Consider the following 23,575-nt stretch of genomic DNA (forward strand, 5'->3'; position numbering starts at 1 on the left):
AGCTTTCTCCATTCTGCGTCGTCCAGCATCACTCCTCCCAGTCAGGAGGAGCAAAACGCCCGCACACGGAACACGTTCAAGGCCGAACAGGCCGTAGATGACACGGCACGGCATGAGCGGAAATCAAACGGATCGTGATGCGTATCCCGGCCGCAGATTCCGTCGGAGGCGAACGCGCTTGGCGAGGGGGACGACACCTGTCACGGAGTCGGCCCACGATCCGGCCGGCCCAAATCCTCCGCTCGGGAGACCCAGCCGCGGTGAAGGCCGCCGCTGGCAATGATCTCTGTGTGGTTCCGGTGCGTAGGACAGTGTTTCCTTGCCGGGCAGGGAGCGGGATTGAGGCTCCATCCATCCGCAGCCCGACCATGCCCGAGACCAACGACCCGCACGCCGACACAGCGATCATTGAGCTGGTCCCGCGCGTGACCAAGCACGAGATCAGGCGCAAAGATTGTCACGCCGCCATGGAGGTGTTTGGTGGCGGAGTTCTGCTCGGAGATCTCCGTCTCCTTGCAGGCGAGAGCCAGGCTCTTGCCTTGTGCCGTCTGCACCTCGATCTGGCGCAGCGTCAGCACCACCCATTCCGCACTCGGTCTCTGTCCTCGCTTCATCTCCAGCTCCTTCAGTCCTAGCTGATCCTCGCAATCAGCGCGGTCCAAAGCCAGCCTGCCAGGTCAGCGGTACGGCTTAAAAGCCTGAATCATACCACTTTTTTGTTATTGCTCTGCAACAAGGCGCTCTGATACGCTTAGGCGAAGGTTGTCGCCAAGGTACCATCAGAGACGCAGACATGGTGCATGTGCCATGTTGACACTACCCAATTCTCTGAAAGTTGCGTATCAGCTTTTCGTTGAGGGAGATTACGTCGAGATCGGCCGTCGGCTTGTGGCACATAGTGTTTTTGATCGTCAGATCGCATATGGCCTACGACGAGACCTTCATCAGCACTTTCAGCCTCCTAAGGCTAAGATTCCCATATCAGTTCGTGAGTGCTCAAGACATGATTGCCTAGCCTTGTTTCGCGTTCATGAGAACGGATTACGAGACTATGAGAGAAGAGAACTCCACTTCCGTCGCAGGCACTTCGAGGCTGGAATTGGCAAATGCTACGTGGCTATAGATCAGCGCGATGGATCGCCTTGCTATTTCCAAGGTCTGATGGGAGCCGAGGAAAACGCAAGGATCACATCATTCTTTGGTGTCGGGCGTTTCCCTGCATTGCGGGAGGATGAAGTGCTTCTGGAGAATGCATATACCCCAGCCCGCTATCGGGGGAATGGGATTATGCCAGCCGCAATGGCCCAAGTTGCCGAACGTGGCGTGGGACTTGGCGCTCGCTTTGCCATCACCTTTGTCACCAGTAAAAATATTGCGTCCCTGAATGGCTGCAAGAAGGCCGGCTTCTCTCCTTTCATGATTAGATCGAAGCAGAAAATGCTCTTCAATCTTATTCATTGGTACACCTTCGAAAATATGCCCCCGACATAATCCAAAATCTTAGCTACATTTTCTTTCGTTTGGGCGTGCAGTTGCACCCGAGAACTTGGCGGCAGCTCCCGAGCGTTTCTGTAATCGTCCTTAACGAGAGCCGTCCGGTTGCATAAAAACCCAGTCAGCAAATTTTACCACCGTGCGTTGATCATAACCGATGAGCTCCGTCGCGCAGTCCGATGGACATGATCATCCAGGGCCGCTCGATCTGGATGCGTCGAGTCACCTGCCGCCGCAGGTCGAGCGTGGCCTCATCCGGGATCCAGACCTCCGGCAGGAAACCGCTGGCGTAAAGCCGCGCCAGCGTTGCCACGTCAATGCCGTCGGTCTTGATGCGCGCCTCGGCGATGAGGCGCACCTGGCGCAGGTTGGCGATCACGACCCGGCCCACATGCAGCCGGATCACCTCAGTGACTGCACTCGCGTTGCGGGTCGCCTCGACCACGACGTGATCGTCAGAGGTCAGCGTCTTGGCGAACGCAGTCAGATGATCGCGCGTCATCCCAATCCGACCCAACCGCCGGACCGCTCCGTCCTCCATCACCGCCTCGGCAAAGACGCGGTGGATGTCCGATCCTATGACCCGCATGGCCTGCCTCCTCGCGTTGATCACGGGAGCTGGCGGGCAACACGGCAACTACGGATTCGCGCTCACAGTGCATCCGGGCGAGCCGCAGGGGCGGCCAAATAACGGCTCGGGCTCGCAGCCCATGGTTCAAGGGTTGGCCTGCCCGCACTCACGTGCTCCCGGTGTCCCGTGTCCCGGATGGGCTCACCATAGCGCTGATCCGAAAATCAGCGGAACACGAGGGCACCAAGGCCATCATGCCGGATATCGGCACTGCGGACCGGATCGCCGCCGTGATGCCGAAGGCCCTGCGGCATCGAGCGTGTCTCGCCACGGCGACGAGCGATCGGCCGCGCCGCAGGATTGCCGTCGTGACGCCGGCCTCGGAAGCTGCGGGCCGCACCCTTCAGAGGCCGCAAGAGAGGGCCGGTGTCTCAGCGTCGGCAGCTCTCCTGGAGGGGGAGATGGGCATCGCCATTCAGCGACGCTGCGATCAGCCGGCGGATCTCGTCCCAGGCCGCCGTGCCCGGTGTGACGAGGTCGAAATGCCCGGCCTCCGGGATGTCAACAAGGCGGTGCGGCCCGCCCCGGCGCGGTCCGCAACGCGCGGGTGTAGTCGTGCGCCACTCCGGGCGGCACGAGCCGGTCGAGCACGCCGCTGACCAACACGATTGCAGTCGCCGGCTGCAGGGCCGCGGGCGAAACCTCCCCGAGCGCCTCCGAGGGAGCGAGCTGTTCGAGGATCCCGCTCCCGCAATGCAGCGGGACGAAGCGAGCGAATTCTCGGAGATCGCCGACCCCGTCCAGGCTGATCACCGCACAGCTCGTGAACGGCGATGGCGCGTGCAGCGGGCTCGAAGCGGGAAGCGCGCCGCGCGATGCGGCCCACAGGGCCAGATGGCCGCCCGCGGAATGGCCGACGAGGACCGTCCGCGCGAGGTCCAGGCGGTATCTCGGTGCATCCTCGCGCGCGCGGTCGATCGCCGCGCCGACGTCCAGATAGGTCCCTGGATAGCCTCCGCCCGCCTCGTTCGCGCGGCGGCAGCCGATGCTCCAGATCGCGATCCCGTACTGCACCAGTTCAGCCCCGAGATGCCGCAATTGCTCGCGGTCCGCGGTCGCGGCACTCCAGCAGCCGCCGTGAACCAAGATGGCGACGGGATGCGGCCCCGCGCCCGAAGGCAGGAAGACGTCGATCGCCTAGGTCGGAGCCGTACCGGACCTGGAGCGTGGGCTCCGGTCGCGGCAGGCCGCGAAAGGTCGCAAGCTCGACGGGCTCGGCGGCTGCGAGCGCGGCCAGGAACGCGAGCGGGGCCCATCGGTACATACCAACCTCCTCAGGCGTCGGGCGGGACGTGCGCAGTCTTGTACTGGCCCACGCCGATCATAACCGACAGGCGCCGTCGCAGTCGGAGGGACGTTACCGTCCAGGGCCCCACCATCAGGTTGTTCCAGGCGCGGCAGCAGGGGGCGACGATGCCCGCCGAGGCCGCAAACACGCGGGTGCCAAGCCAGTTATCCCGCAAGTACCGCTCGCCGTTCGCGACCGCATTCAGCCGAGGTGTCGCCGCGCGAGCGCGGCTCGTCGATGTCCGGACGCGCCTGCCTCGCCGACCCGGACCATAACCGTCTTCAGCCGCGATGGGCCGCGCCGGCGGATGCCGAGGGCTGCCGCGCCGCTGCCGATCTCCGGCGCCGGCGCCGGCAGGGCGGTCGCAGACCGGACCCGTCGGGCATTGTCTGGCCGCGCCGGAACGGGCCGGTGCACGTAGACGTCGAGGTCTTGGCAAGGATCGGCAGCCCGGTCCAAACCCGGGATCGGCCCCCGGTTGCGCTGAAACTTGGCGCGAGTCATCCGGGGCAGAAACGGCCGCCGGAAGCCAATCCCTTGCCGGAAGGCACGTCGGCGTCGCCCGACGATGCCTTATCTCCGCCCGCGAGGTCACTCGGGCCGCCTCCGGCTCCCGGATTCCCTGGCAAGACCCGGAAGCCTGCCGCCTGGCTTTCCACTCAGTCAGAGGCTTGCGCGCGAAGTCTCTCGTCCTCGCCTTCCGCGTCGGCGGCGCCGAGCGACACGGGCACCGCAGCGGTGGTCGCACCCTGCTTGATCGCCCGCGCCGCGAACATGCCGGAATCGCGGACAAGACCTGCGGCCGGACGCGCCACCGGCCTCGAAGACCTGCCGCCGGATGCTCCGAGATTACCCGCTAAGCGGCCGTCCGCGCCCTGCCGAGACAATGGAAGACTTCATCGAGGCCCGTCATCGATGACGCAATCTCCTCGGCCCAGGGCAGGCGTGGCTGCGGTCACCGGACTAGGTCCGCCATCGCCGGCAGGGCTTCTCAGATGGCGCCCTTGCTCAAGTCGACACCCTGCGGCCAGCCAGCGGCATGGCGTTCGCATCCGTGCCCGCCATCGTGCCTGCTACCCATCCTGGGCTTCCGGAACCTGCTGTTGTCTGCCCGACCGGACCGGCGGTTCAAGCCTTGAGACGAGGCCGTGAGCACGGAGCGAAAGGCTGGGATTCGGTCAGCCGCTGACATCGAAGCGAGCCACCCCTCCCGTTACTCCTAGTCAGCCGCTGACAGCACCGAAGCGACCCGCTGCCGCCACCGCTGCCGGATCTCGTTCTCGCGCTCGATGCCGCGCAGCATCAGCCAGCGGTCCAGGTCGGGCCCGAAACCATCCGTCAGATCGTCGAAAACGCGTGCAGTCTCGTCGCGGCTGAAGCCGGCATCGGTGAGGAGCTCGATGAGGGTGTCTCGGACGACGGCTCGGGACGAGTCGTGCCGCGATCCGCGATACTGCATCAGGATAATGAACAGTCCAGCCCGGGCCACATCCTCGCGGCGGGGTGCCTTTCTGGCCTTGCGGCGTCCCGCTGAGGCCGCCTCCACGGCGGCGTGGCGCTCCTTGCGCCTGATCTCGCGCTTGGACACGCGCAGGACGGGTACGGTGATGGCGGTGTCGGTATGCGGGTCGCTGGGCTCGGACATGGTCGGGCTCGGGATGGACGGAGCCTCCATTCAGCATCAGACGCGGCAGGGAACCAAGGCCCATGCGGAAACGCGCAGACGATATTGCGAGCGGCGGCTCTGTCGGCCGAGATCTGGCGCCCGTCCGGAGCCCAAGCCCGCCGGAGCGTGGGCCGATGCCGCGGCAGAGTTTGTCCCGCCCGGCACGTCTGCAGGCGAGGAGGGTTTCCCGGCACGCTCAGAGCTTTCGTCTTCGATGATGGCTGGGCCGGGATGGCCGAAAAACGGGAACGCCAGGCGGAGCCGTCAAGGCGATCGCGTGCGGTTGACAGCACCGTCTATCTCCCCCGGAATAAGTTAACGAAACGTTGGATTCGCCAACCTTAGGTTGGTTTTTCCGCTGTTTCGCAACCAAACATGAGGGGGTTCATCCGTGGCGATGAGAGAGAAGATCACCTACGACCGCGCCTTCGAGAACAAGCTGATGCGGGCCGAGGCGGCCTCGGCGATCAGGACGGACAACGAGGTCCTGATCCTGCATGTGCGCCGCAGCGACCTGTTCGCCCGCTGCGCCAACGACGTGGCGATCTACCGGAGCGTGCTGGATGTCCTCGAGGACCGACAGCTGATCGACGACGCCGTCCTCGACGAGGCCTATGCTCGCGCGCAGGAGCGTGCCGCGGCCTATCCGTTCGCGCCCCCGGCCCGCAAGCTCGAGGGCCTCCGACTCGAGCTCCTGTCTGAGCCGTCCCCGGCCCTGGCCGCCCTCTTGGAGGCGGACGGTTTCAACTGCATCTCCAGGCAGGGATGCCATCCCATCGTCTATTACGGCAAGGGTGTCCTCGCCGACTACAAGAAGCGCGTGCGCTCCCCCGACGTCGTCGCGGCGTCCCCCCTCGCCGACGGGGTCGTCCTGGATCGCAAGCTCGGCACGGACGAGCCTCCCGCCGGCCAGCAGGCCGCTCGCGAGGCGCCGCCCGCAGGGGCCGCGGATCCTGGCGAGAGCGACCAAGTCTCGCAGAAATCCGCACCGCGCTTCCGCATCGACAAGTCCCTGGACACGCCGGTCATTACGGGCAAGCTGATCAGGATCGTCGAGACGCTGGGGCCGCTGGACGCGGTAGCGGTGATCGAGGCGCTACGGGCCGAGGCCGGCCAGTCGAGGCTCCGGGAAGCGACCAAGGGCAGGATCGTCGAGCATCTCGATGCGCTGGTCGCGGGTCGGCACCTGGGCAAGGGAGACGACGGCCGCTACGGCCTCCCGACCGCGTCGAGCCCGGCTGGCACGCCGGACGTGACCGAGGCTCCCCCCTCCCAGGCCGACGGCTCGATCGCCACCAGCGCGGCGCCGGATCCGCAGCCCGGCTCGACCGAGCTGCGGCCGCTCCGAAACCCTGTCCGGGCTGGCGCGACGCCTGTGGGGTGGCCGGCCAAGGAAGTGCCGCCGCCGGATGACGGCGTCGCGGTCGTGAGCAGGGCGGCCGAATCCGATGTCGCGGATTCGGACAACACGGAAACGATGCCGCCGACCGATTAGTACGCTGCTCGGTTCCGCGCCACGCGTCGACGTTCCGGCATCAGTCGAGACTCGGCACGGCTTGGCCAGTGAACCGTCTGCACGGACCGGAACGCCGATGAGGCGGTCCACCGACCCCCGAGCTTCGGATGCCGTGCCGAGTGCTGATCCGAGCCTTGCCGTCCGCCGCGGCGGGCTGATCACGCGCGGGTCGAGCCGGGAACGTGGCTGGGCGAACTTCGGGACATGTCCCGGCCCTCATCCGCTCGGCAAGTAACGAGTTGAATGGTCGCCCCGACTATCGCGGCGCCGACCCGACACACATTCGGCCCTGCCGGGTTCGGAAGGCGGAGATCTGCCTTCTCGCTCCCGCTGGTGCCGACGCGGGGGCGGGCTCGCGGCCTGCTCCGTTCGCGGTGCCGCCACGTCGCGGTCCCGCGCCAGGCCTGTGCCGAAGAGGCGGCCGTCTCGAGGGCGTGCCGAGCGTCGACCGTCGGGGCGGGGCTCCACCGGTGAGCGAGCGGAGTGGCAGGCTCGATCCGGATCCCGAGCGGGACGGTGGCGCCGCGGAGCACCGCGCCCCGGCGGCTTGAGGCGCGAACGACGGACCCAAAGCGCTTCGGTTGACGGCCTGGCTGTGGCCCGACACGTCCCGGTCGATCGAGTTGCGCGGAGCAGATGCCGAGCCTGAGGCGGGCGCGCCACTGGGAGCCGGCTCGGAGGCACAGCAGGCGGCGCTCCTGGCCGCGAGACCGCGTGCTCATCGCCACGTCGTGGCTGACGTTGCCGGATGCCTGAAGTCCAGCTGATTGGCTGCGACGGTGCCGCTAAGCGGATCGGCCTCGTTCTTGTCGAGCACTCTGACGGAGCCCGTGGAGCCGTCGATCGCTATCAGGTCGATGACGTCGTGGGCTGAGCGCGCACTGTTCTTACAATAACTCAGGCACTGCTTATAAATCGGCGTTGTTAATAATAATCATTAACAGTTGCCCCGTAATACTTTGACTTCGATTATACGAGATCTGTATTCCGAGAGCCATCTGTTGAGCAATGCGTCCGCTTGCGGGATCGGCCTGAGTGAGCGCCACACAGGTCCAGAACCGGACCGAGGGACAGCGTGGATCTCTACTCACCACCGCTCACCGACGCGCCCGCGGCATCGGCCCTCAACACCACGCTCACCGGTTTGGCGCAGATGCGCATGCGGCTCCGCTTGAACGATGCCGTTATCGGGAAACGAGAAAGCTTCCCTCCCAGGCGATGCCGCGCCGTCCGCCATAGCGGGCGCCGGTTGGATGGCAGCAGCGTGCCGCTTTCTTCGCCGCGCGTCGATACGCCCGGATCGACATGGTCGTGTTGCGGATTTGACGCCGAGACGTCCGCCAAGGACGCAGGACCATCCCAACCCTGCTCAGCCGCCTGCCTGGGCTTGACCCTGCCACATTCCTTGTCAAAGTGCAGTGAGGGGTTTGCTGTCGACCAGCGCCACCGCCTGGAAGACCGGCTCTTGGATGGCCGGAACCATCGCGTGACGGTGGCCTAGGCCGCGAAGGCGGTGCGGGTGAGTTGGACGGTACAAGCGGTCGCGCCGCCTCGTGCGGACAAGGGGAAGCGGAACGTGAGCGCCAAGGTCCTGTCCTTTTTCCGGCCTGCCCCCTCGACGACGGGCGACTGGTCGCAGCAGGAACTCGCCGAGTTTTATCGTGTGGAGGCCGCCTCGCTCCAGGCCGGCCTGCGTGTCTCGCTCGAGCGTGGCCTGAGCGATGAGGGCGAGCCTTGGCTCGTGTTCTGCCGCGAGGACGGCGAAGTCTTCCTGCACTTTGCCCGCATCGACGGCGCTTACGTGATCTACAGCGACATGATCGGCGAGCCGCTCGTCGGTCCAGACTTCCGATCACTCCTATCCGACCTCGTCGCGCGCAACCCGAGCGTTCTGCCGGTCCCCCGCCAGGCGGCCAATGGCGCGGGCGTTCGCAGCGGTGCGCAGATTCTGATGCATCCGGCAGCACTCCTGACGGCCATCGTCGCCACCGCGTGTTTGTTCTCGACGATGGGCGAGTCGGTCGCGGGGGAGCTTCAAGGCCCGTCAACCCTCGGCAGCGCCCCGGAGGTTGACGCCTCCTCCGCCGCCTACCATCCGATCTCGGCCATCGATGGGAATGATATCGACGGTGGTGATGGGACATCCCGAACCCGGTCAAACGATCAGCGCGAGTTGGCCGTGGCGACCAGCGTCGTCATGGCCTGCATCGCATCCTTTCTCGATCAGAGCTCAAGCCGCGACGCTTCGCTGAAATCAGGGCAGCACATCGGCCCCGAGGCGTCCGGATCGCAATCGCAGCCCTTTGGCGGGGCGGTAAAATTAGCGGCTGCGGAGCCTCAGACCGGAAGTCACGCCGCGGATGCCGCTCGGCGGGCCGATGGTCAGGACTCGACAGCACACCCGCTGGTCACGGAAGCGAGCATCACACCTGTCATCCAGCAACCGGAGCCCCGTGAGGCGAGCGCGATCCTACTGCCCACGCCGGGCGTCAGCATCGTCTCGCTAAGTCCCGAGAGCACACGGATGATCCCGCAGGAGAGCGCGGCTCACGCGGGCGCACAGCATCCCTTCGTGCTTCTATCGGCCAGCAGCGGTGGTCGCTCGGCAGCCTCTCACGCGAGCGAGGGTGCAGCCACGCAAACCAAGGGCGCGGCGGCGCCGAGCAGCGGCGTTTCGAGTGCGAGCCTCGGCCTTGATGGCAGCACCGGAGGTGCGAGCGACGGCGGACATGCCGAAGCGGGCAGTGCGAGCAGCGGCGAGAAGGTTGCAGGGGCGGCAACTACGGCGGGCAGCATCCAGGGCACCATCAACTCCGGATCGTCGGCAACAGCCTCGGGTAGCTCTGGCCCGGCCGACAATCCTACGAAGCTGGCACAGGCAACCACCGACATCGGCTCCAGTACGGCCGTTTCGCAGACGAAAGCCGCGTCGGTTGTGAGCGGTCCGGCCGCATCCGCCACGCCAACCGGCGCAGCTTCGAGTGATGCCGCGAGCAGCAAAGGCGGTTTGGTCGACATTTTCCGCGACACCTCAACCTTGTCTGCCAAGAGCGTATCGCTGTTCCTTCACTCGCTCCTCGACGAGACGAAGCCCTCGGACACCGCTCACGGCATCGCCGGCTCGTCGACCTCCGTCGATCTCGTGGCCAGTAAAGGGTCTGCCGCAACGGTGCTGGGATCGGTCGGTGGGACGTCGCCCCCAGCAGAGCACGATGCAACCTCGGCGGGACATGACACGGTCGTGACCAGCACGTCCTCCACGGCGTCGACAGGATCCGCCAAGGCAGGGGCTCTGGAGGTCGCTCAAGCGCCCGCGTCGGCCCTGGTCGGCAGTCACGGCCAGACCGCTGCCGGAAGCTCGGGCAATTCCAGCCAGGCCAACTCGCCCGAGACGACGCTGCCTGCCTCCGCAGCCGAAGGAAGCAGCGCTCCGTCGAAGGGAATGGCCGCAATCGGGTCGGGCGACGCACAAGTTCTCCCACCGGCATCGACCCAGACAGGCCTCGCGGCCAGCACGGTGCCCGCGGGGACACAAATCCCGACTCCCGCGCAGAGCGGAGCCTCGACCAGCGCGGCGAATCAGAGCGTCCTCGGAACGGAGGCGACGCATACGGACGCGCTGCATGCGGTGACGGCGCTTCTGAGCTCCGCCAATACGGCATCGAGAGCCATCTCGATCAGCCTCGTGACCGGTCCGGCTACGCTCGACGAAGCGCAGCTGCGCATCATCGACACCTTCATTGCCTCGACGCCCAATCTGCAGTTCAAGGTCGTCGACAACACGCTCGAGATGTACGATCCGAGCGCGGCGAACGATGCGTCGCTTCACGCGATGTCCTGGGACATCGGCGGCGGTTCGGTCGTGCGCATCATCGGAATCAGCGACGCGCACCCTCTCGGCTAGCGGTCGCCTCTCGACCAAACGCCCCGTCCGACCGGAGTGCGAGCGGGAGGTTCGCAAGCTACAGGCGCATGCCGGGTGCGCCGAAAGCCCGGTAGGGGCTCGGCCTGAGCAGTTTCGCGGACATGGTTCGCGAGCGGACGCGTCATGCCGTGAGCGAGGCGGGTCGTCCCGCCTGGATTGGTCGAAGGCTGCCCGGGTCCCTAAACTCAGCCTCGCTCCAATAGCGTCGTCAGGCTGGCCTTGTCCGAGCGCGCAATCGCCGAGAAATCATAGGCTGTGTCCTCCGAGAGCCGGTCGGTCGACATCTGCGCGAGGACCGAGCGTGCGCGGTCATGCTGGCCGTGATCCGCGAGGAGCTTCACATGCGTTCCCGTGAGAGCTGCCTGCGCGGAGGGCCGGCTACGCGCGATGGCCGCCAAGAGCAAGCGCTCTTTCTCCTCGAAAGGAAGCGCCTTCAACGCCCTGTGCGCCTCCTCTTCGGAAATCGGTGCGGTACAGAGATAGTATGCGGAAGATCCGTAAATGGTATCAATGTATTCAAACTTGTCTGAAAAATACTCCATCGCAATGGAAATCCAATATTCCAAGTAATGCACCTGATCCTGCTGTATCACTACGCTCCGGCCGGGGATAAGGCGCGGAAACATCTTGCGGATGATCCAGTCGTTCAAGTCCCAAGACTTCGCAGCGTCGATCATCAGGATTTCGATGGGTTTGGTGCCCCAGTTCATGTGCAGGAGGTCGCCCGGGCAGGGAGCGATCGCCGCGAGGTGATCGCGATTAACGCTCAAAAACTCGGAGAACCAGCTGCCGGCGTGAACCGTTGGCGAACCTTGCGACCACCAACTGTAGTCCTCCGCGAGGAAAAGGTCGTACGCGTAGATGCGGCGGAGCTTCCTGTTGTCCGGCACGCGCCGGTTGAGAGCCATGCCTTCTGCGAGGCAGCGGGTCGTGAGGCCATAGAGACAGCCGAGGTCGACGATCTCGCCCTCTCCTGTCCAGTAATCCTTCGCGAGCGCATACAGCAGGGCGAGCTCAAGGCTGGACAGCATACTCTTGATGGTGACCTCGCCGTCAGCCGTCGTAACCCGATAGGTCTGGAAGCCGGTCTCGACAAAGGGCACGCGGCTCTCGGGATTCCAGAAGGGGACATAGCGTCTCCAGAACTGGCTGTCCTTGAGATCGACGACCGGATTGGAGGCAGGTTCCTCCGGGGCCGCCCCCAAGCGCCGAAGTCGCTGGGAGAACTCGCCAGACTGGAGAATGGTCTGAACGAGTTGTGTCCGCGTCGCGCCATTCGCCACATAGCTTGCGATCGCCTCCGGCTCGGGCTCCCGCTCAAGAAGCCATTGATAGTACCGGGTGATGTCCTGCCGAGTCAGCACGCCCATGGGCAACATCCGTTCAGATCGTCGGTGGGCAGGGTCCAGTCACGCGAGGAGGTCATTCAAATGACTTGCCGAGAGCGCGTGAGGCCACGTTGGAGGTAGAGGGTTGACGCCAACCGATGCTCAGAAACCGTCAAGCTGCGGGCCGTCGCGCCAGGCAGGCGCAGCGCGGATTCAGGATCCGCGCGGCTGGTGTTGCATTACGCAACCGCGGCCCCCGCCTGCAGGACGAACGGGTAATGGAATAAGCCGGCGCTAGTGAGCCTGACCACCCGGCTCGCCGCTGCTCTGGCCCTTCGTCACCTCGAGCGTCTGCTTGGTGAGCAGCGTGGCACCGATTGCTGCCAGATCGGCCGAGAACACGAGGTTCAACTCGGCACCGCCGATGAGCCCAAGCTTGAGCGTAGGCAGGTTCGTCGCCGGGTCGACGCCGCCCTTCACCGAGGCGACCGGCAGCTGGCCCGGAGACACGAGCGTTCCATCCGGAACGCCCTTGCCGATGCTGCACAGGAAGCTCGACATCAAGAGCGAAGCGCCGAGATTGGCCGCGCCCGGACCGTCGATGTCGACATTCGTGGTGTGGCCGCCCAGCGTGAAGTTGAGGCGCGGAACAGTGTTCTTACCGATATCGACGTAGATGCCGAGCTGTTCGTTGGGGTTGGCCATGCTGCTGTGCCTCTTGAGAATTTTCGATGAGCCGGCCCCACTCTTCTGCGGAGTGACGAGCACGAAAGATGCCCCATGCCGGGTGAAACGCGCCTATTTCGTGGCCCGGCCTTCCGCCTTGCCGTGCAACACGTAATGGAGCCAAGGCTCCATCTTCTCAGACACGACATCCGGATAGCGGGCGAGATAGGCGATGGCGTCGAAGTCCGGTCCTGGTGATCGTCCTTCGAAGCTGCCGTGATCGAGGAAGTGTTCGAGCGCATCCATGCCGGCCGTTTCGACGTCCGGATAGCGGGCGCGATACCAGGCGGCGTCGAACAAGCCCGAAGCTTCAAAGAGCCGTCGGCGCCGGCGATCGGTGGCAGCGTGAGAGCGCCGTGCCCGCCACGAACGCGGTCGGGTCGGCTTCTCCAAGGCAAATACCAGCGTCGGGGCCCCCGGGCTCACGGGCGCTGCGGCATCGCCTGTGGCTATCCCGGTTTCAGAGCCCTTCAAGATCTCGGCAGAGAGAGCATCGCGTGCCACGAACAGGGCTCGGCGCTGCCTCGCAGCTTGCGCCCAGCGCTTGTTAAGAGTGGGGTCTGGCAGGGAATCGCGGATCTGGTCCATCAGAGCTCCTTGAGCCGCGCTGCGATCACGTCGCCGTAGGATTCCCAGGTGCCGATCCGGCGGGCGAAGACTTGCCGGGTCAGGACCTCGCGGAGATCCGGATTGACCACCATCTGTTCGAGCGCGGCGGCGACCTCCGGCACGCTGTTCATGTTGACTGTCAGGCACCCGCCATCAGCGGCAAGTTCCGCCATGACGCCACCCTCATGGCAGAGGCAAGGACGACCCATCCAGAGGCTCTCCATGATGGGCAGACCGAACCCCTCCGCGATCGAGGGATATACGGTGAAGCTTGTGCCCGCGTACTGCGCGGCGATCTCCTCGTCCGACAGGATGCCATGCCAGACGATGCGATCATCGGCCTGTTCGGCGAGCCGTACCCATTGGGCCAGGCTTTCGGCACCGACGTAGAGATTGCCAACGAGGTTCAGCCGCACGGGCAAATCGGGGCGGCGCCGACGCAGCGTCTGGAAGGCCTCGATCAGCACACGGTGGTTCTTGCGAGGCTCGATCGTCGAGACGCACAGGATGTTCACCTCCGGCGACCGGGCGGGCGGGGTCAGCACACGCGGATGGTCGCTGAACTGGGCTGGCAGCCAGATGGCTTCGCGCCGGTCAGGCAGCGCCTGGCTATGGTCGCGATGCCAGCGCTCGCACTCGCTCAGGCTGAAGCCCGAGATCGCATAGAACGCGTCCGCCGCACGAACGGCCGCAAGGTAGGACGGGAAGGCGTCCGCAACGGCTTTATCAACGTAACGCGCCTCGTAGATCGGCAGCATGTCATAGAAGACGAAAGCGGCACGGCAGCCCTGTGCCTGCCCCCAGCGCAGGCGTGCCGCAGCGCTGCCGTCGAGAATGACCTCGGGCAGAAACAGGATGGGCTCGGCGACGCTCTGCGGGTCGCGGGCCCGTATCAGGTTCTCCAGCGGCTCCCGGTAATCGAGAGCATCCGCCGTGACGCCGACCCAGTCGCGTGGTCCGGCATTGCTCGCGAGGAACCGCTGGTTGGCCGCCGCGAGCCGTTCGTAGGTGCCCTGCTCGCCGTTCCATTTCACGTACAGGAGGTCGAAATCGCCACGCCGCGCGAGCTCCGCCGTCAAGCGGCGCGTCACACGGATGACACCGGAATTGGCCGGATCGCGCGCTGAGTTCGACACATCCACGAGCACGAGGCGGCGCCCGACCGGAGGTGCGGCGGCTGCCGGCCGCAGAGGTTCGAGGATGGCGTGCGTCCAGGCGCGCAGCGTCGTCTCCCAGCGGAAGCGCTCGCGGAAGCGTTCGAATCGGTGAAGTCCGCCAATCGCGGGCGGAACGCCGAGCGTCAGGATCTCGGTAGCCTTGCGCGTCATCTCGGTCTCTGATCCGCAGAGGAACCAGGGATCGGCAATGACTTCGGGATGCGCTCCGATATTGAAGGCCAGCACCGGCCGGTCGAGCCACTGCATCTCGGCAATGGGCAAATTGAAGCCTTCCCAGAGCGACAGACTCAAGCCCAGCGCGCAACGCTCCATCACGGCCTGAAGGCCGGCATCGCTGAGCGTGGGCAACGTCGTGACATGCTCGCGAAGATCGCGCGGCAGGTCGAGGGCCTCGGGACCGACGAGCAGCAGAAGGTGGGCTTCCGGCACCTGCCGGCGCAGGCCCCTCAGAACGTCGAAGGCAGCCAGCGAGTTCTTGTAGCCGCTCGTCTCGACGCGCCCGAGCGCCAGGACCAGGCGAGCGTTATCGGCGATGCGTGCGTCGAGCCGATCGAGGATTTCGCGCGTGGCCGCATCTTCGGCAGAGGCCGCCTCACCCGCGTCGGCAAACGTCATGTGGTCCGCACCGAGCAGGACGGTTTCCACGCCGTGATCTCCGCCCCGATCGGGCTCAGTCTGACTGTCGCGAATGAAGCGGCTGATCGGCAGGATCGAGCGGATCGTCGGGAGCGTGCCCTGGCGCAGACGTCGAAGCGCGCGCTGGACGGGGACACCCTCGGCCGGCAGACCGTCATGCGGCACCGCGCCGGCATCGATGAAGACGCTGTGCATGCCATGGGCGCCGGCCCGTGCGGCGATCCCGAAGAACGGCCACCCGCCGCTGACGATCACGTCGACCGGATCGCTCGCGAACCGCCCGAGCAGATGCCGCGTGACGCTCGCGTCGGCGCCGAGAAGGTCGATGCCCTCGGGCAGCGAGATCTGCTCGATCCGCGTGCTGATGCGCTCCAGCACCGCCCGGTCACACCGGATGCAGGCGAACGACACCTCGATACCGTGCGCAGCGAGATGCTCGGCCAAAAGGATGAGGATCCGGTCCACGCCAAAGCGCGCGAGAAAACGCTCGTTGGCGATCAGGACGCGGGGCTTGGTCAAGCGACGAGGTGGGCTCACGCGGGGGCTCGAACCGGAAGATGGAAGCTGGAGGCCGGCGCCATCGCATTGAGAAAGCGCGCCGCGCTCGGGCCGGGTCCAGTCACGCTTCGCAGCGTTGCCGGCACATCCTGGAGCGCGGCGAGCCAGCCGAGCGCCTCGAGAAGGCTCTCGTAGGTGTCGATCTGGCTCGCATAGGCGCCGACGCTCACCAGGGGCGAGGCCGTCGGCGCGAGCACCGGAATCCCGGCGCGCAGCGCCTGCGCGACGAGGGGCAGTTCCGGTTCGCCAGCCTCACCCCAGAGCCAGAGCAGCCGCGCTTCCCGCCAGAGCGGGGCACCGGCCCAGTCGTGCCACACGAACCGGATCCGCGGCTTGCCATCCTCAACGAGATGGAACCGATGCAGCATGACTTGGAGTTGCAGCGCGCGCTCGCGAGAGGACACGTGGCCGGCACAGAGAACGACGATGTCGCCGCCGTCACCCGCCGAGCGGGCAACCGGGGCCGCCGCATGAAGCGTCCCATACAGGCTCACCAGACGCTCCAGCGTCTGGGTCTCCTCGAACAGGCCGCGCCGTGCCGCGTTGTAGGCGCCATATGTGAGAGCGAGCTCCGGCTCCTTGATGAACCGACGCATGGCATCCGCCAGGGCCTCGGCGTCACCCGGCGGGACGAGCAGGCCTGATTTTCCGTCCTCAACGAGGTTCAGATTGCCGCCGAGGCTGGTCGCGATCTGCGCCGTGCCCGAGGCAATGGCTTCCAGCAGCGTGACAGGTTCGTTCTCTGGCCAATGCGAGGCCAGCACCACCACGTGCGTTCGGGCGAGGTGTTCGAGGGCCTGCTCATGCGGAAGGCGGCCGACGAACTCAACCGCTTCGCCGAACCGTCCGGCGGCGATGTCCTGCGTCAGAGGGTCGGCCAAGTGACCATGGCCTGCGATGGTCAGGCGCCAGCGACCCTGAAGTTCGGGTTCCCGCGCAAGCGCTTCCGCCGCCGCGAGAAGCGTCGGAATGCCCTTGTGCTCGCCAAGATAGCCGAAGCAGGTGAACAGGACGGGTTCGGGCGCGGGCTTTGGGCGAACGGTCACGCGGTCGCCGTTGATCCCGTTCGAGAGCGCCTCGACCGGCTTCCCGACCACGCCCGAGGCCGCAAAGGCGTCGGCGAGATAGGCGCTCGGACTGATCAGGTGATCGGCCTGATCAACGCACCAGGCGACGTAGTCGCGTCGCAGCCGGATCGGGAGGGATGTCCCGTCCGAGGCTTTGGTCTCCGGCAAGCAAACCGCACATTCCTCGACATCGGTGCAGAGGCGCCCGTCGTCGCGCAGGAGCGTGCTCTTGAAGCAGAAGCCGCCGTGATCGTGCAACGTGACGACGACGCGTGCGCCGAACGCCTTGGCGGCCGGGATCAGGTTGAAGCCAAGGCCGGCCACGTTGTGGAAATGCACGATCTCGGGCTGGTGCGCGGCGAGCACCGAGAGAAAGCGCTGCTCGTCCGAGGGCCGATGAAAGTTTTCGCCGGTGGCGAGCGAGGTCAGGATCAGGCGGTAGACGGGGATCCCGTCGCCCGTTTCCAGGCTCAGACTGCCGGATTCTGCTCCCTCTTGGGCGAAGCCGCCGGCGAACACGGCCACATCGAAACCCTGCGCGGCCAGAGCCTTCGCCTGCCGATGCGCGACGATTTCCGCGCCGCCGACGACAACGGGCGGAAACAGGTTGCTGACGATGAGGACGCGCTTCACCGTGCCGCCTGGCTCGCTCGGCGCCTGCTTTGGGTCATGGTCGATCATCGCGGCAGGATCGTCAGGTCGGGGGCGCAATGGTGCAGGCAGCGGATCGAGGTCCGCGCGCTCTGGCGGATCTCGGGAGCACCGGTACGGACACGTCCGTCGAGATAGGCGAGCCCGAGCCCACCCCAGATCTCGCCCGAGGTTTCGGTCACCGCATGCTCGATAATCTGGCCCGGGATGAAATCACAATCGACGAAGTGCAGGTGCGGGTTGGCGGCCCAGTCAACGGACAGGATGCCACGACGGGTCTCCGGGTTGCCGGAATCGTGCATTAGGACCACGAGCGGCTCGGTCGGCTGGTAGGCGAGCACCAGTTCGAGGTCGCGCCGGACTCCGGCCGCGCTGTGATCCGCGTCGATGAGGACGAAGTTGAGGGGAAGGCCGCGCGCCTGGAAGTCGGCGAGCGCTTGCGGCACGAGCGCCTCTGACGAGCCGATCCGCAGGTCGACGTTGCTCGGGCAGGCGAACCGGCCCGGCACCTCGGGATCGATGTCGATCGCGATGATGCTCTCGGCGAACTGGCTCGTCAGCGTGAGGCTGCCCCCATGATAGACGCCGATCTCGAGCGCGCCGCGCGGACGCATGCGGGCGAGGACCCCCGTCAGGCCGATGCGCTCCCATTGCATCATCTGCCAGTTGTCGAGCCGAACGCCCGGGAACATCAGGTCGTCAAACATCAGCTTCTCCGCCCCGCCGCATTTCCTGCCTCATCGCGGCTCATTGCGGCGCTTTCACAGCGGCCATCGCGAGACGCGGAGACGGACGGCTTCTCGTCGTGCACGGACCCTTGTATTCATCGACCCCATTCAGGATGCGGCGCCTCCCTAGCAGAGGCATTCGGGCGAGGCGAGACCCAACGTGGCAAGCGGAATGCGAAGGTACTCCCTGGGATCGGGACGCGTGATCGCGTTGCGACGCCGTTCCAAGGGCGCGCGCCCGCCGCAGCCACCGGCACGGGGCGACACAGCGAGCGAGGAAGCATCCCCGAACTGGGGAGAGCGGCGCGTGCTTCCACCGATGATCAGCTACGCGCAGAACTTCGAGGACGTGCTGCTGCGCCGCGCCTTGCCCGACATCGAGCGTGGCTTCTACATCGATATCGGCGCGTTCCACCCGATCGTCGATAATGTGACCCACTGGTTCTACAGCCAGGGCTGGTCCGGCATCAATGTCGAGCCGAACCCGCGCTTCCATGCCCTGCTGCGCCAGCACCGTCCCCACGATCTGAACTTGGCCGCAGCGGTCAGCGGGCAATCCGGCATCCTGCAGTTGCATCTGCTCGACGGTCTCTCGACCACGGTCGGTGACGTCGCCGAGCAGCACGCCCAGGCCGGGCGATCCACCGCCGGCACGGTGAGCGTTGAAGCCCTGAGCCTGAACGACCTGTTCGAGCGCCACACCGACGGACGCACCGTCGACTTCCTGAAGATCGACGTCGAGGGGGCGGAGGGACCGATCCTCGAGGCATACCCGTTCACGGCCGTGCGTCCTCGCATTCTGGTCATCGAGGCGACCGAGCCGGACAGCGTCGCGCTCGCCTCGAACACGTGGGAAGCCGGCCTTCTGAGCAAGGGCTACCAGTTCTGCTATTTCGACGGACTGAACCGCTACTTCGTTCGCGATGAGGACGCGTGGCGCAGGAATCTGTTCGACGTGCCGCCGAACGTGTTCGACCAGTTCCGCCTTCCCTTCACCGATCGCCGGGTCGACTACGTCGCGTGCGCGAAGTCGGTCTTCGACCAGATCCCGGACGGAGGTATCAACGGCCTGATTGCCGAGCGCGACCGCCTGCGCGACGAGCGCGATGCCTGGGCCGCTCAGGCTGCACAGCGTCTGACCGAGCGAGAAGCCCTCGCTGCGGAACTGCGTGCAGAGCGCGCCGCCTTTGCCCTGGAACTCTCCCAGCTGATGCAGGAGCAGAGTGAGGCCTTAGGCAAAATAATGCAGGAGCAGAGTGAGGCCTTAGGCAAAATAATGAATGAGCGTGACTCGGCCCTGGCTCACATGAAGGAGCTTGCGGAAAGCCATTTGGCGCGCCGTGAGCTTCTTGAGGGCCAACTCAAAGATCTCGAGGCTGAGAACCGGCGCCTCAACACCGCGCGCGACGCCTCGCTGATCCAGAATGCGAGACTTCAGATCAAGCTCGACGCGATGCAGATCCAGATGTCGAACGCGCGACCAATTCAGCACTGAATGATCGCGGACGGTTGCACCCCAGCGGCTAGGCAGGCGAGGATTGGGCCTTGCCCGTGGCGAGCGACGCGACGTCGGTCTCGCCACCACGCAAACCGCTGGCGAAGACCGGATCCGCGACGGACGCAGCGCGCCATCGGCTGCTCGCGCCAATTCAACGTTGTGCCCTCTGCGGAGCGGGCGGGGCGATGGAACCCGTTGTCAGCGGATCTGGCGTGCGGCGGGCCGTCCTCAGGTTCTGTGATGCCTGCTCCCTGATCGCGGCGCGCGCCGCCGCAACATCGCTGGGAGCCAGGAGCGGTGAGGCGTTGAGAGCGTCGAGGTAGGCGCCTTCCGACTGCCTGCAGGCGATCACAGCTTGCTGGGCGTTCGCCACAGACTCGGTCCGCGTCGACGGTTCCAACTTGCCGCGAAGGCATGCCTGCCACTTGGCATAGTACAATGTCGCAGGCGCAGTTTGAGCGACAGCGACAGCTGTGATGGCGGATGCCGCGAGAAGAAGTGCGATCAGGAAGCGCATTTTCAGAGAGGCCTGCCTTCGTCAGTGACCCGAGGCAGAGCGTCATTCGTCGATGGCCGCGTCGGCTGTCGAGAGATTGCACCTGCCCGGGCCGAGAAAAGACTACGCCGCCGACCGTTGACGGATCGTTAGATGATCCGTCGAGCGCACGCCGAGAAGGATTGGAACTGCGCAACCGGGCAACACGGCCGCTACTGGCGTGACATGCCGTCACGACCCGCGCAAAACCGTTGGCGCACAACCGCCGAAGCGCAAATTGCCGTTGCCCATGTCGCCGACGCCCGCCGGAAGACGTCCTAACGCGCAGGAACAATCTTCGACGTCGGGCTGGCGGTTGATCCCCTGTTCACGATTGGGAGCGTAGGTGACGCGGGGTCAGACGGAGCCGCCCTTTCTCTGCCTCAGAGATCGGCAGCCCGCTGGATGAGGTTGTGCGATGATGACCGACATCGAGTGGGGCCGCTACGCGGTCGTGCACTGGACCGTGAACCAGCTGTCGGCGAGTGGCGAGGTTCGCGGCTGCAGCCAGACTCGAGCCTTCGCGGGGCTGGCGGAAGCGGTGCAGTTCGCGACCGGCCTCGACCGAGCGCATCGGCAGACCGCCAGGATCGACTGCGGCGGGACGACCTACCACGCCTCCGGTATTGAGTGGCTGGCCGCGCGGTCAGATTTTCTCCAGCTGCACGAGGTGGCTGACGCGTGATCTGCCTGTCCCCGACATTGCGCCGCAGCACGCATTCGTTTCGAATTGGGCGCGACACGCTTCACCTGATTGCAGTCCCGGTATGACGCGGCGCGCTCAGGCGGCGCCATGCTCGTCTGGGCAGTCGAACAGGGCTTGCCTGAAGTGGAGTGAGACGACGGCTGGGTGCTGACATGAACCAAGGGGGCCCGCCGCGATCGTGCGTGGACCCGTCCAGTCGGACCTTCCGCGCGTTTCCAGCCATGTCGAACCACCACCACCGCGTTGCTGAGCCCTGCCCTGTTCGCTGAAGGGGAAGAGGCTCCCGGGCCGTGGTATTGGCTTCCTGGGACGCCTCAGAAGTCGCCCAGCATAGTTGCCAGCGTCAACGCGACGGCCGTCAGTGCGAAGCACACGCTCATGAGGACAGCGAGGTCGCCTGCCGCTTGCTCGGTGTTTGTTCAGGGACGCTCCCCGAGCAGGCCACCCCAGATGAGCAGGAGCAGCGCGAAGGCAGCGAACAGAGCGGCCGGAATCAGCATGTATGCACCGCTGGGCGACGGCTGGATTATACGCGCTCTGCCGACCGTCCACCCCTGGATCGGTGCGCCCACCTCTCCTCGGTGACCCTCGACAGGCGGGCTGGCGCCACTCCCCAATCGTGGCCAGCCTGCTGCGGCATCGTTAGCGACGCGCTAACCGAAATCCTTCAATGTGAGGCATCTTGGGGTTCCGTGATGCACAGCGTGGCTTGGCAGGCGTGGCAAGCGGTGAAGGCCGTGCTCGCGATCAGCGCCCTGGTGTGCGCGGCGCTCTACTCAGCCGACAGGATAGACCAGCAGGGGCTCAACCCGTTCGCCCTGAAGGCAGTGGACCCGCTGACCACGGGATCGATCGGACCAAGGCAGCCCTCTGGCGTGCGGCCGGAGCAGGCAATCAATCTGGGCTCGCGCGGCTGAGTGCTAGCGGGGTGCAGGCGAGAGGATCGGCCATTTGGTAGAGGGCGGCGCTGCGACTTCAGCGTGGCTGACCTTTGGTGGCAGACGACTACACGGGCGGCGGTCTTTGGCGCTCACTGCTTGGAGCCATCTTTGAGCAGGAACGAAACACCATGCGCCTCCCAACTCTTACCGCCTGCGCGCTCATTGCCTGCGCCTCAGCTTCCGCTGCAAAGCCCCTGCCCACTCCCGCCTCGACCAGTCTTCAAGATCGTTCGGCCGAGGCGTCGTTGAGGACGGTCGAGGAGCGGGCGTCCGAGAAAGCCAAGAGCCAGGAGGAGCTGAATCGTCGCTTCGATGCCAAGATGCGCGCGGTGATGAGGTCGGTGTGCAGTCGATGCGTACCAAGCCAGATCCCGGCGCAGCATCGCCTCACGAGCCAGAACAGGCACGCTTCCAGCAACTGATCGCTCCAGCAACACCCAGAGACCAATATCGCGGGTGCGTGATTGGCGCCGGAGGACGATGAGGCGCACAACGGCTGGGCTGCATTACCCCTTTGGCAGCACTCCGACGCTCAACTCGGCGGCCGCCCCTATGGCCGCCGTTTTTCGTTCCATGGGAGGCCGCAGACCACCTGCCGGCTTGATGTGATTGAGGGCCGTCACGGATCCTTCGAAGCGCACCGGGAATTGTACGAACGGCGACAAATGGCGACGACGCCAGCAGCATGACCGGCCGCCGGAGGAACCCTGATGCGCTCTGTCGTAACCCTGCTCGGACTGATGCTGGCCGTGACCTCAGGAGCCGAGGCCAAGCCGAAGCCGAGACCAGCCTCGGTGCCCTCTCAGACAATTCCGGCCGACCGAGCGCTGCAGCAGAAGATCGAGCAGAAGTCTGCACAGGCGCTCAGAGAGGAGCAGCAACGCGAAGCCCGTTTCGATGTGGCTGTGCGCAAGGCTACCAACTCCATCTGCGCAGGCTGCCTGGAGGTTGCTGGCTCACCGACGAAGGAGAGGGTTCGGCACATCGTGGGGCGGGCCGGCGTCGAGTGAAAGGGGCGCCCGGGACCTGCAGCGGTCAGCCCTGCCGCTCCACGTTCGGATCAGCAGAGCCGAGTCGGGCACCATGCTGCCCTCGCCGTTTCGGATGATCTCTGAGACGACGTTCGTGTCGAGCCGGTAGCGGCTCACACCTCCACCGCGTCGGGGAGACGATCCTCGACGGGATCCATCCAGTCGGCCGGATCGAGCGGGCGCACACCCTTGAGCGCCGCCCCGATGGCCTGCCTCGGCGCCGGCCTGACGATCAGGCAGTCTCCCTCCTTGCGGATCAGGACGGCGTCGCCGGGAAACTCGAACTGCCGAGGGATACGAATGGCTTGGTTGCGGCCGTTCCGAAACAGGCTGACCCGTCGTTCCATAGGGCGCTCCGGCCGATGCCTGAACATAGGCTGGAGGACATTTACGGGAAACCGCAGGGTTCGAAATGGGTTCGTTCCGCCAAAACGTGAGAGCCGTGCAGCTGCAGTCCCTGCTACGATTGGCTCCTCGGGGCGGTGTCAGCCGAGTGCGGTCCATCCACGGGCAGCACGGCGCGGAAGGGCAGCGCCGGCAGCGGCCGCAAGGCAGGCTGCTCCTCGGCGAACGCCTCCGCGATGACGCGTTGCGTGGTCCCGTGCAGGCGCTCGTTGGCCACCGTAGCGAGCCAGCTGGCGAACTGCGCGTTCAGATCCTCGAGGTCGCGGAAGGCACGCGCCAGGAAGAAGTCCTCGCGCACGTGCGGAACGGCCGCTCGACCATGCCCTTATCCGGCATGATGGCCTCGGTGCCCTGATGTCCTGCTAATCTTCGGATCAGCGCTATGGTGAGCCCATCCGGGACACGGGACACCGGGAGCACGTGAGTGCGGGCAGGCCAACCCTTGAACCATGGGCTGC

The 23,575-nt window shown here is 65.7% G+C and carries 18 protein-coding genes and 3 pseudogenes; 8 read left to right on the top strand and 13 right to left on the bottom strand.

The features are described from left to right. Nucleotides 1-488: 488 nt before the first annotated feature. Nucleotides 489-614: pseudogene (locus tag WDW90_RS22835) on the bottom strand (IS3 family transposase); the annotation flags it as partial. Nucleotides 615-1,113: 499 nt separating this feature from the next. On the opposite strand from WDW90_RS22835, the gene WDW90_RS22840 reads away from it, so the two are divergent. Continuing rightward, nucleotides 1,114-1,491 (top strand): GNAT family N-acetyltransferase, encoded by a 378-nt coding sequence (locus WDW90_RS22840; RefSeq protein WP_336489760.1) that lies wholly within the window; start codon nt 1,114-1,116, stop codon nt 1,489-1,491. A 202-nt stretch (nt 1,492-1,693) separates the two neighbouring features. Here WDW90_RS22840 and WDW90_RS22845 read toward each other — a convergent pair. The 3 genes and pseudogenes from WDW90_RS22845 to WDW90_RS22855 form a co-directional block, all read right to left on the bottom strand. Then, a pseudogene (locus WDW90_RS22845) lies at nt 1,694-2,083 on the bottom strand (IS110 family RNA-guided transposase); the annotation flags it as partial. Between the two features lie 543 nt (nt 2,084-2,626). After that, nucleotides 2,627-3,211, bottom strand: a complete 585-nt coding sequence (locus WDW90_RS22850) for an alpha/beta hydrolase (protein WP_336489761.1) — start codon at nt 3,209-3,211, stop codon at nt 2,627-2,629. A 1,421-nt stretch (nt 3,212-4,632) separates the two neighbouring features. Further along, the gene (locus tag WDW90_RS22855) at nt 4,633-5,058 is read right to left on the bottom strand and encodes a hypothetical protein (protein WP_336489762.1); all 426 of its coding nucleotides are present in this window, start codon (nt 5,056-5,058) and stop codon (nt 4,633-4,635) included. Between the two features lie 412 nt (nt 5,059-5,470). Here WDW90_RS22855 and WDW90_RS22860 point away from each other — a divergent pair, with 412 nt between their 5' ends. Then, complete coding sequence (locus WDW90_RS22860; protein WP_336489763.1) at nt 5,471-6,574, top strand: hypothetical protein; 1,104 nt, start codon at nt 5,471-5,473, stop codon at nt 6,572-6,574. 1,104 nt (nt 6,575-7,678) lie between these two features. Here WDW90_RS22860 and WDW90_RS22865 read toward each other — a convergent pair. Beyond that, complete coding sequence (locus WDW90_RS22865; protein WP_336489764.1) at nt 7,679-7,939, bottom strand: hypothetical protein; 261 nt, start codon at nt 7,937-7,939, stop codon at nt 7,679-7,681. A gap of 232 nt (nt 7,940-8,171) precedes the next feature. On the opposite strand from WDW90_RS22865, the gene WDW90_RS22870 reads away from it, so the two are divergent. After that, nucleotides 8,172-10,499, top strand: coding sequence for a hypothetical protein (locus WDW90_RS22870; protein ID WP_336489765.1), 2,328 nt, complete (start codon nt 8,172-8,174; stop codon nt 10,497-10,499). 206 nt (nt 10,500-10,705) lie between these two features. Here the strand turns inward: WDW90_RS22870 and WDW90_RS22875 are convergent, their stop codons facing one another. The 6 genes from WDW90_RS22875 to WDW90_RS22900 form a co-directional block, all read right to left on the bottom strand. Then, complete coding sequence (locus WDW90_RS22875) at nt 10,706-11,890, bottom strand: hypothetical protein (RefSeq protein ID WP_336489766.1); 1,185 nt, start codon at nt 11,888-11,890, stop codon at nt 10,706-10,708. 252 nt (nt 11,891-12,142) lie between these two features. After that, on the bottom strand, nt 12,143-12,553 hold the full coding sequence (locus WDW90_RS22880; RefSeq protein ID WP_336489767.1) for a hypothetical protein: 411 nt from the start codon (nt 12,551-12,553) through the stop codon (nt 12,143-12,145). Nucleotides 12,554-12,646: 93 nt separating this feature from the next. Beyond that, nucleotides 12,647-13,162 (bottom strand): hypothetical protein, encoded by a 516-nt coding sequence (locus tag WDW90_RS22885; RefSeq protein ID WP_336489768.1) that lies wholly within the window; start codon nt 13,160-13,162, stop codon nt 12,647-12,649. After that, the gene (locus WDW90_RS22890) at nt 13,162-15,516 is read right to left on the bottom strand and encodes a glycosyltransferase family 4 protein (protein WP_336489769.1); all 2,355 of its coding nucleotides are present in this window, start codon (nt 15,514-15,516) and stop codon (nt 13,162-13,164) included. The genes WDW90_RS22885 and WDW90_RS22890 overlap by 1 nt, the downstream gene beginning before the upstream one ends. A 14-nt stretch (nt 15,517-15,530) precedes the next feature. Further along, on the bottom strand, nt 15,531-17,303 hold the full coding sequence (locus tag WDW90_RS22895; RefSeq protein ID WP_336489770.1) for a glycosyltransferase family 4 protein: 1,773 nt from the start codon (nt 17,301-17,303) through the stop codon (nt 15,531-15,533). After that, nucleotides 17,300-17,980, bottom strand: a complete 681-nt coding sequence (locus WDW90_RS22900) for a class I SAM-dependent methyltransferase (RefSeq protein ID WP_336489771.1) — start codon at nt 17,978-17,980, stop codon at nt 17,300-17,302. The genes WDW90_RS22895 and WDW90_RS22900 overlap by 4 nt, the downstream gene beginning before the upstream one ends. A 340-nt stretch (nt 17,981-18,320) precedes the next feature. Between WDW90_RS22900 and WDW90_RS22905 the strand changes: the two genes are divergently transcribed. The 5 genes from WDW90_RS22905 to WDW90_RS22925 all read left to right on the top strand — a co-directional run bounded on the left by WDW90_RS22905 (nt 18,321) and on the right by WDW90_RS22925 (nt 22,691). Then, the gene (locus tag WDW90_RS22905) at nt 18,321-19,496 is read left to right on the top strand and encodes an FkbM family methyltransferase (protein WP_336489772.1); all 1,176 of its coding nucleotides are present in this window, start codon (nt 18,321-18,323) and stop codon (nt 19,494-19,496) included. A 956-nt stretch (nt 19,497-20,452) separates the two neighbouring features. Then, nucleotides 20,453-20,719, top strand: coding sequence for a hypothetical protein (locus WDW90_RS22910; protein ID WP_336489773.1), 267 nt, complete (start codon nt 20,453-20,455; stop codon nt 20,717-20,719). A 713-nt stretch (nt 20,720-21,432) separates the two neighbouring features. Next, entirely contained in the window at nt 21,433-21,657 is a 225-nt protein-coding gene (locus WDW90_RS22915) for a hypothetical protein (protein WP_431311100.1), read from the top strand. A 77-nt stretch (nt 21,658-21,734) separates the two neighbouring features. After that, nucleotides 21,735-22,103: a hypothetical protein gene (locus WDW90_RS22920; protein WP_336489774.1), complete on the top strand. Its 369-nt coding sequence runs from the start codon at nt 21,735-21,737 to the stop codon at nt 22,101-22,103. A 288-nt stretch (nt 22,104-22,391) separates the two neighbouring features. After that, nucleotides 22,392-22,691 (top strand): hypothetical protein, encoded by a 300-nt coding sequence (locus tag WDW90_RS22925; protein ID WP_336489775.1) that lies wholly within the window; start codon nt 22,392-22,394, stop codon nt 22,689-22,691. Nucleotides 22,692-22,825: 134 nt separating this feature from the next. Here WDW90_RS22925 and WDW90_RS22930 read toward each other — a convergent pair whose 3' ends face one another. Continuing rightward, on the bottom strand, nt 22,826-23,059 hold the full coding sequence (locus WDW90_RS22930; RefSeq protein WP_336489776.1) for an antitoxin: 234 nt from the start codon (nt 23,057-23,059) through the stop codon (nt 22,826-22,828). A gap of 155 nt (nt 23,060-23,214) precedes the next feature. Further along, nucleotides 23,215-23,483 (bottom strand): annotated as a pseudogene (locus WDW90_RS22935) (IS21 family transposase); the annotation flags it as partial. Nucleotides 23,484-23,575 lie beyond the last annotated feature (92 nt).

Origin of the sequence: Methylobacterium nigriterrae, from assembly GCF_037106235.1 — a bacterium.
In the GTDB taxonomy this organism is placed as follows: domain Bacteria; phylum Pseudomonadota; class Alphaproteobacteria; order Rhizobiales; family Beijerinckiaceae; genus Methylobacterium; species Methylobacterium nigriterrae.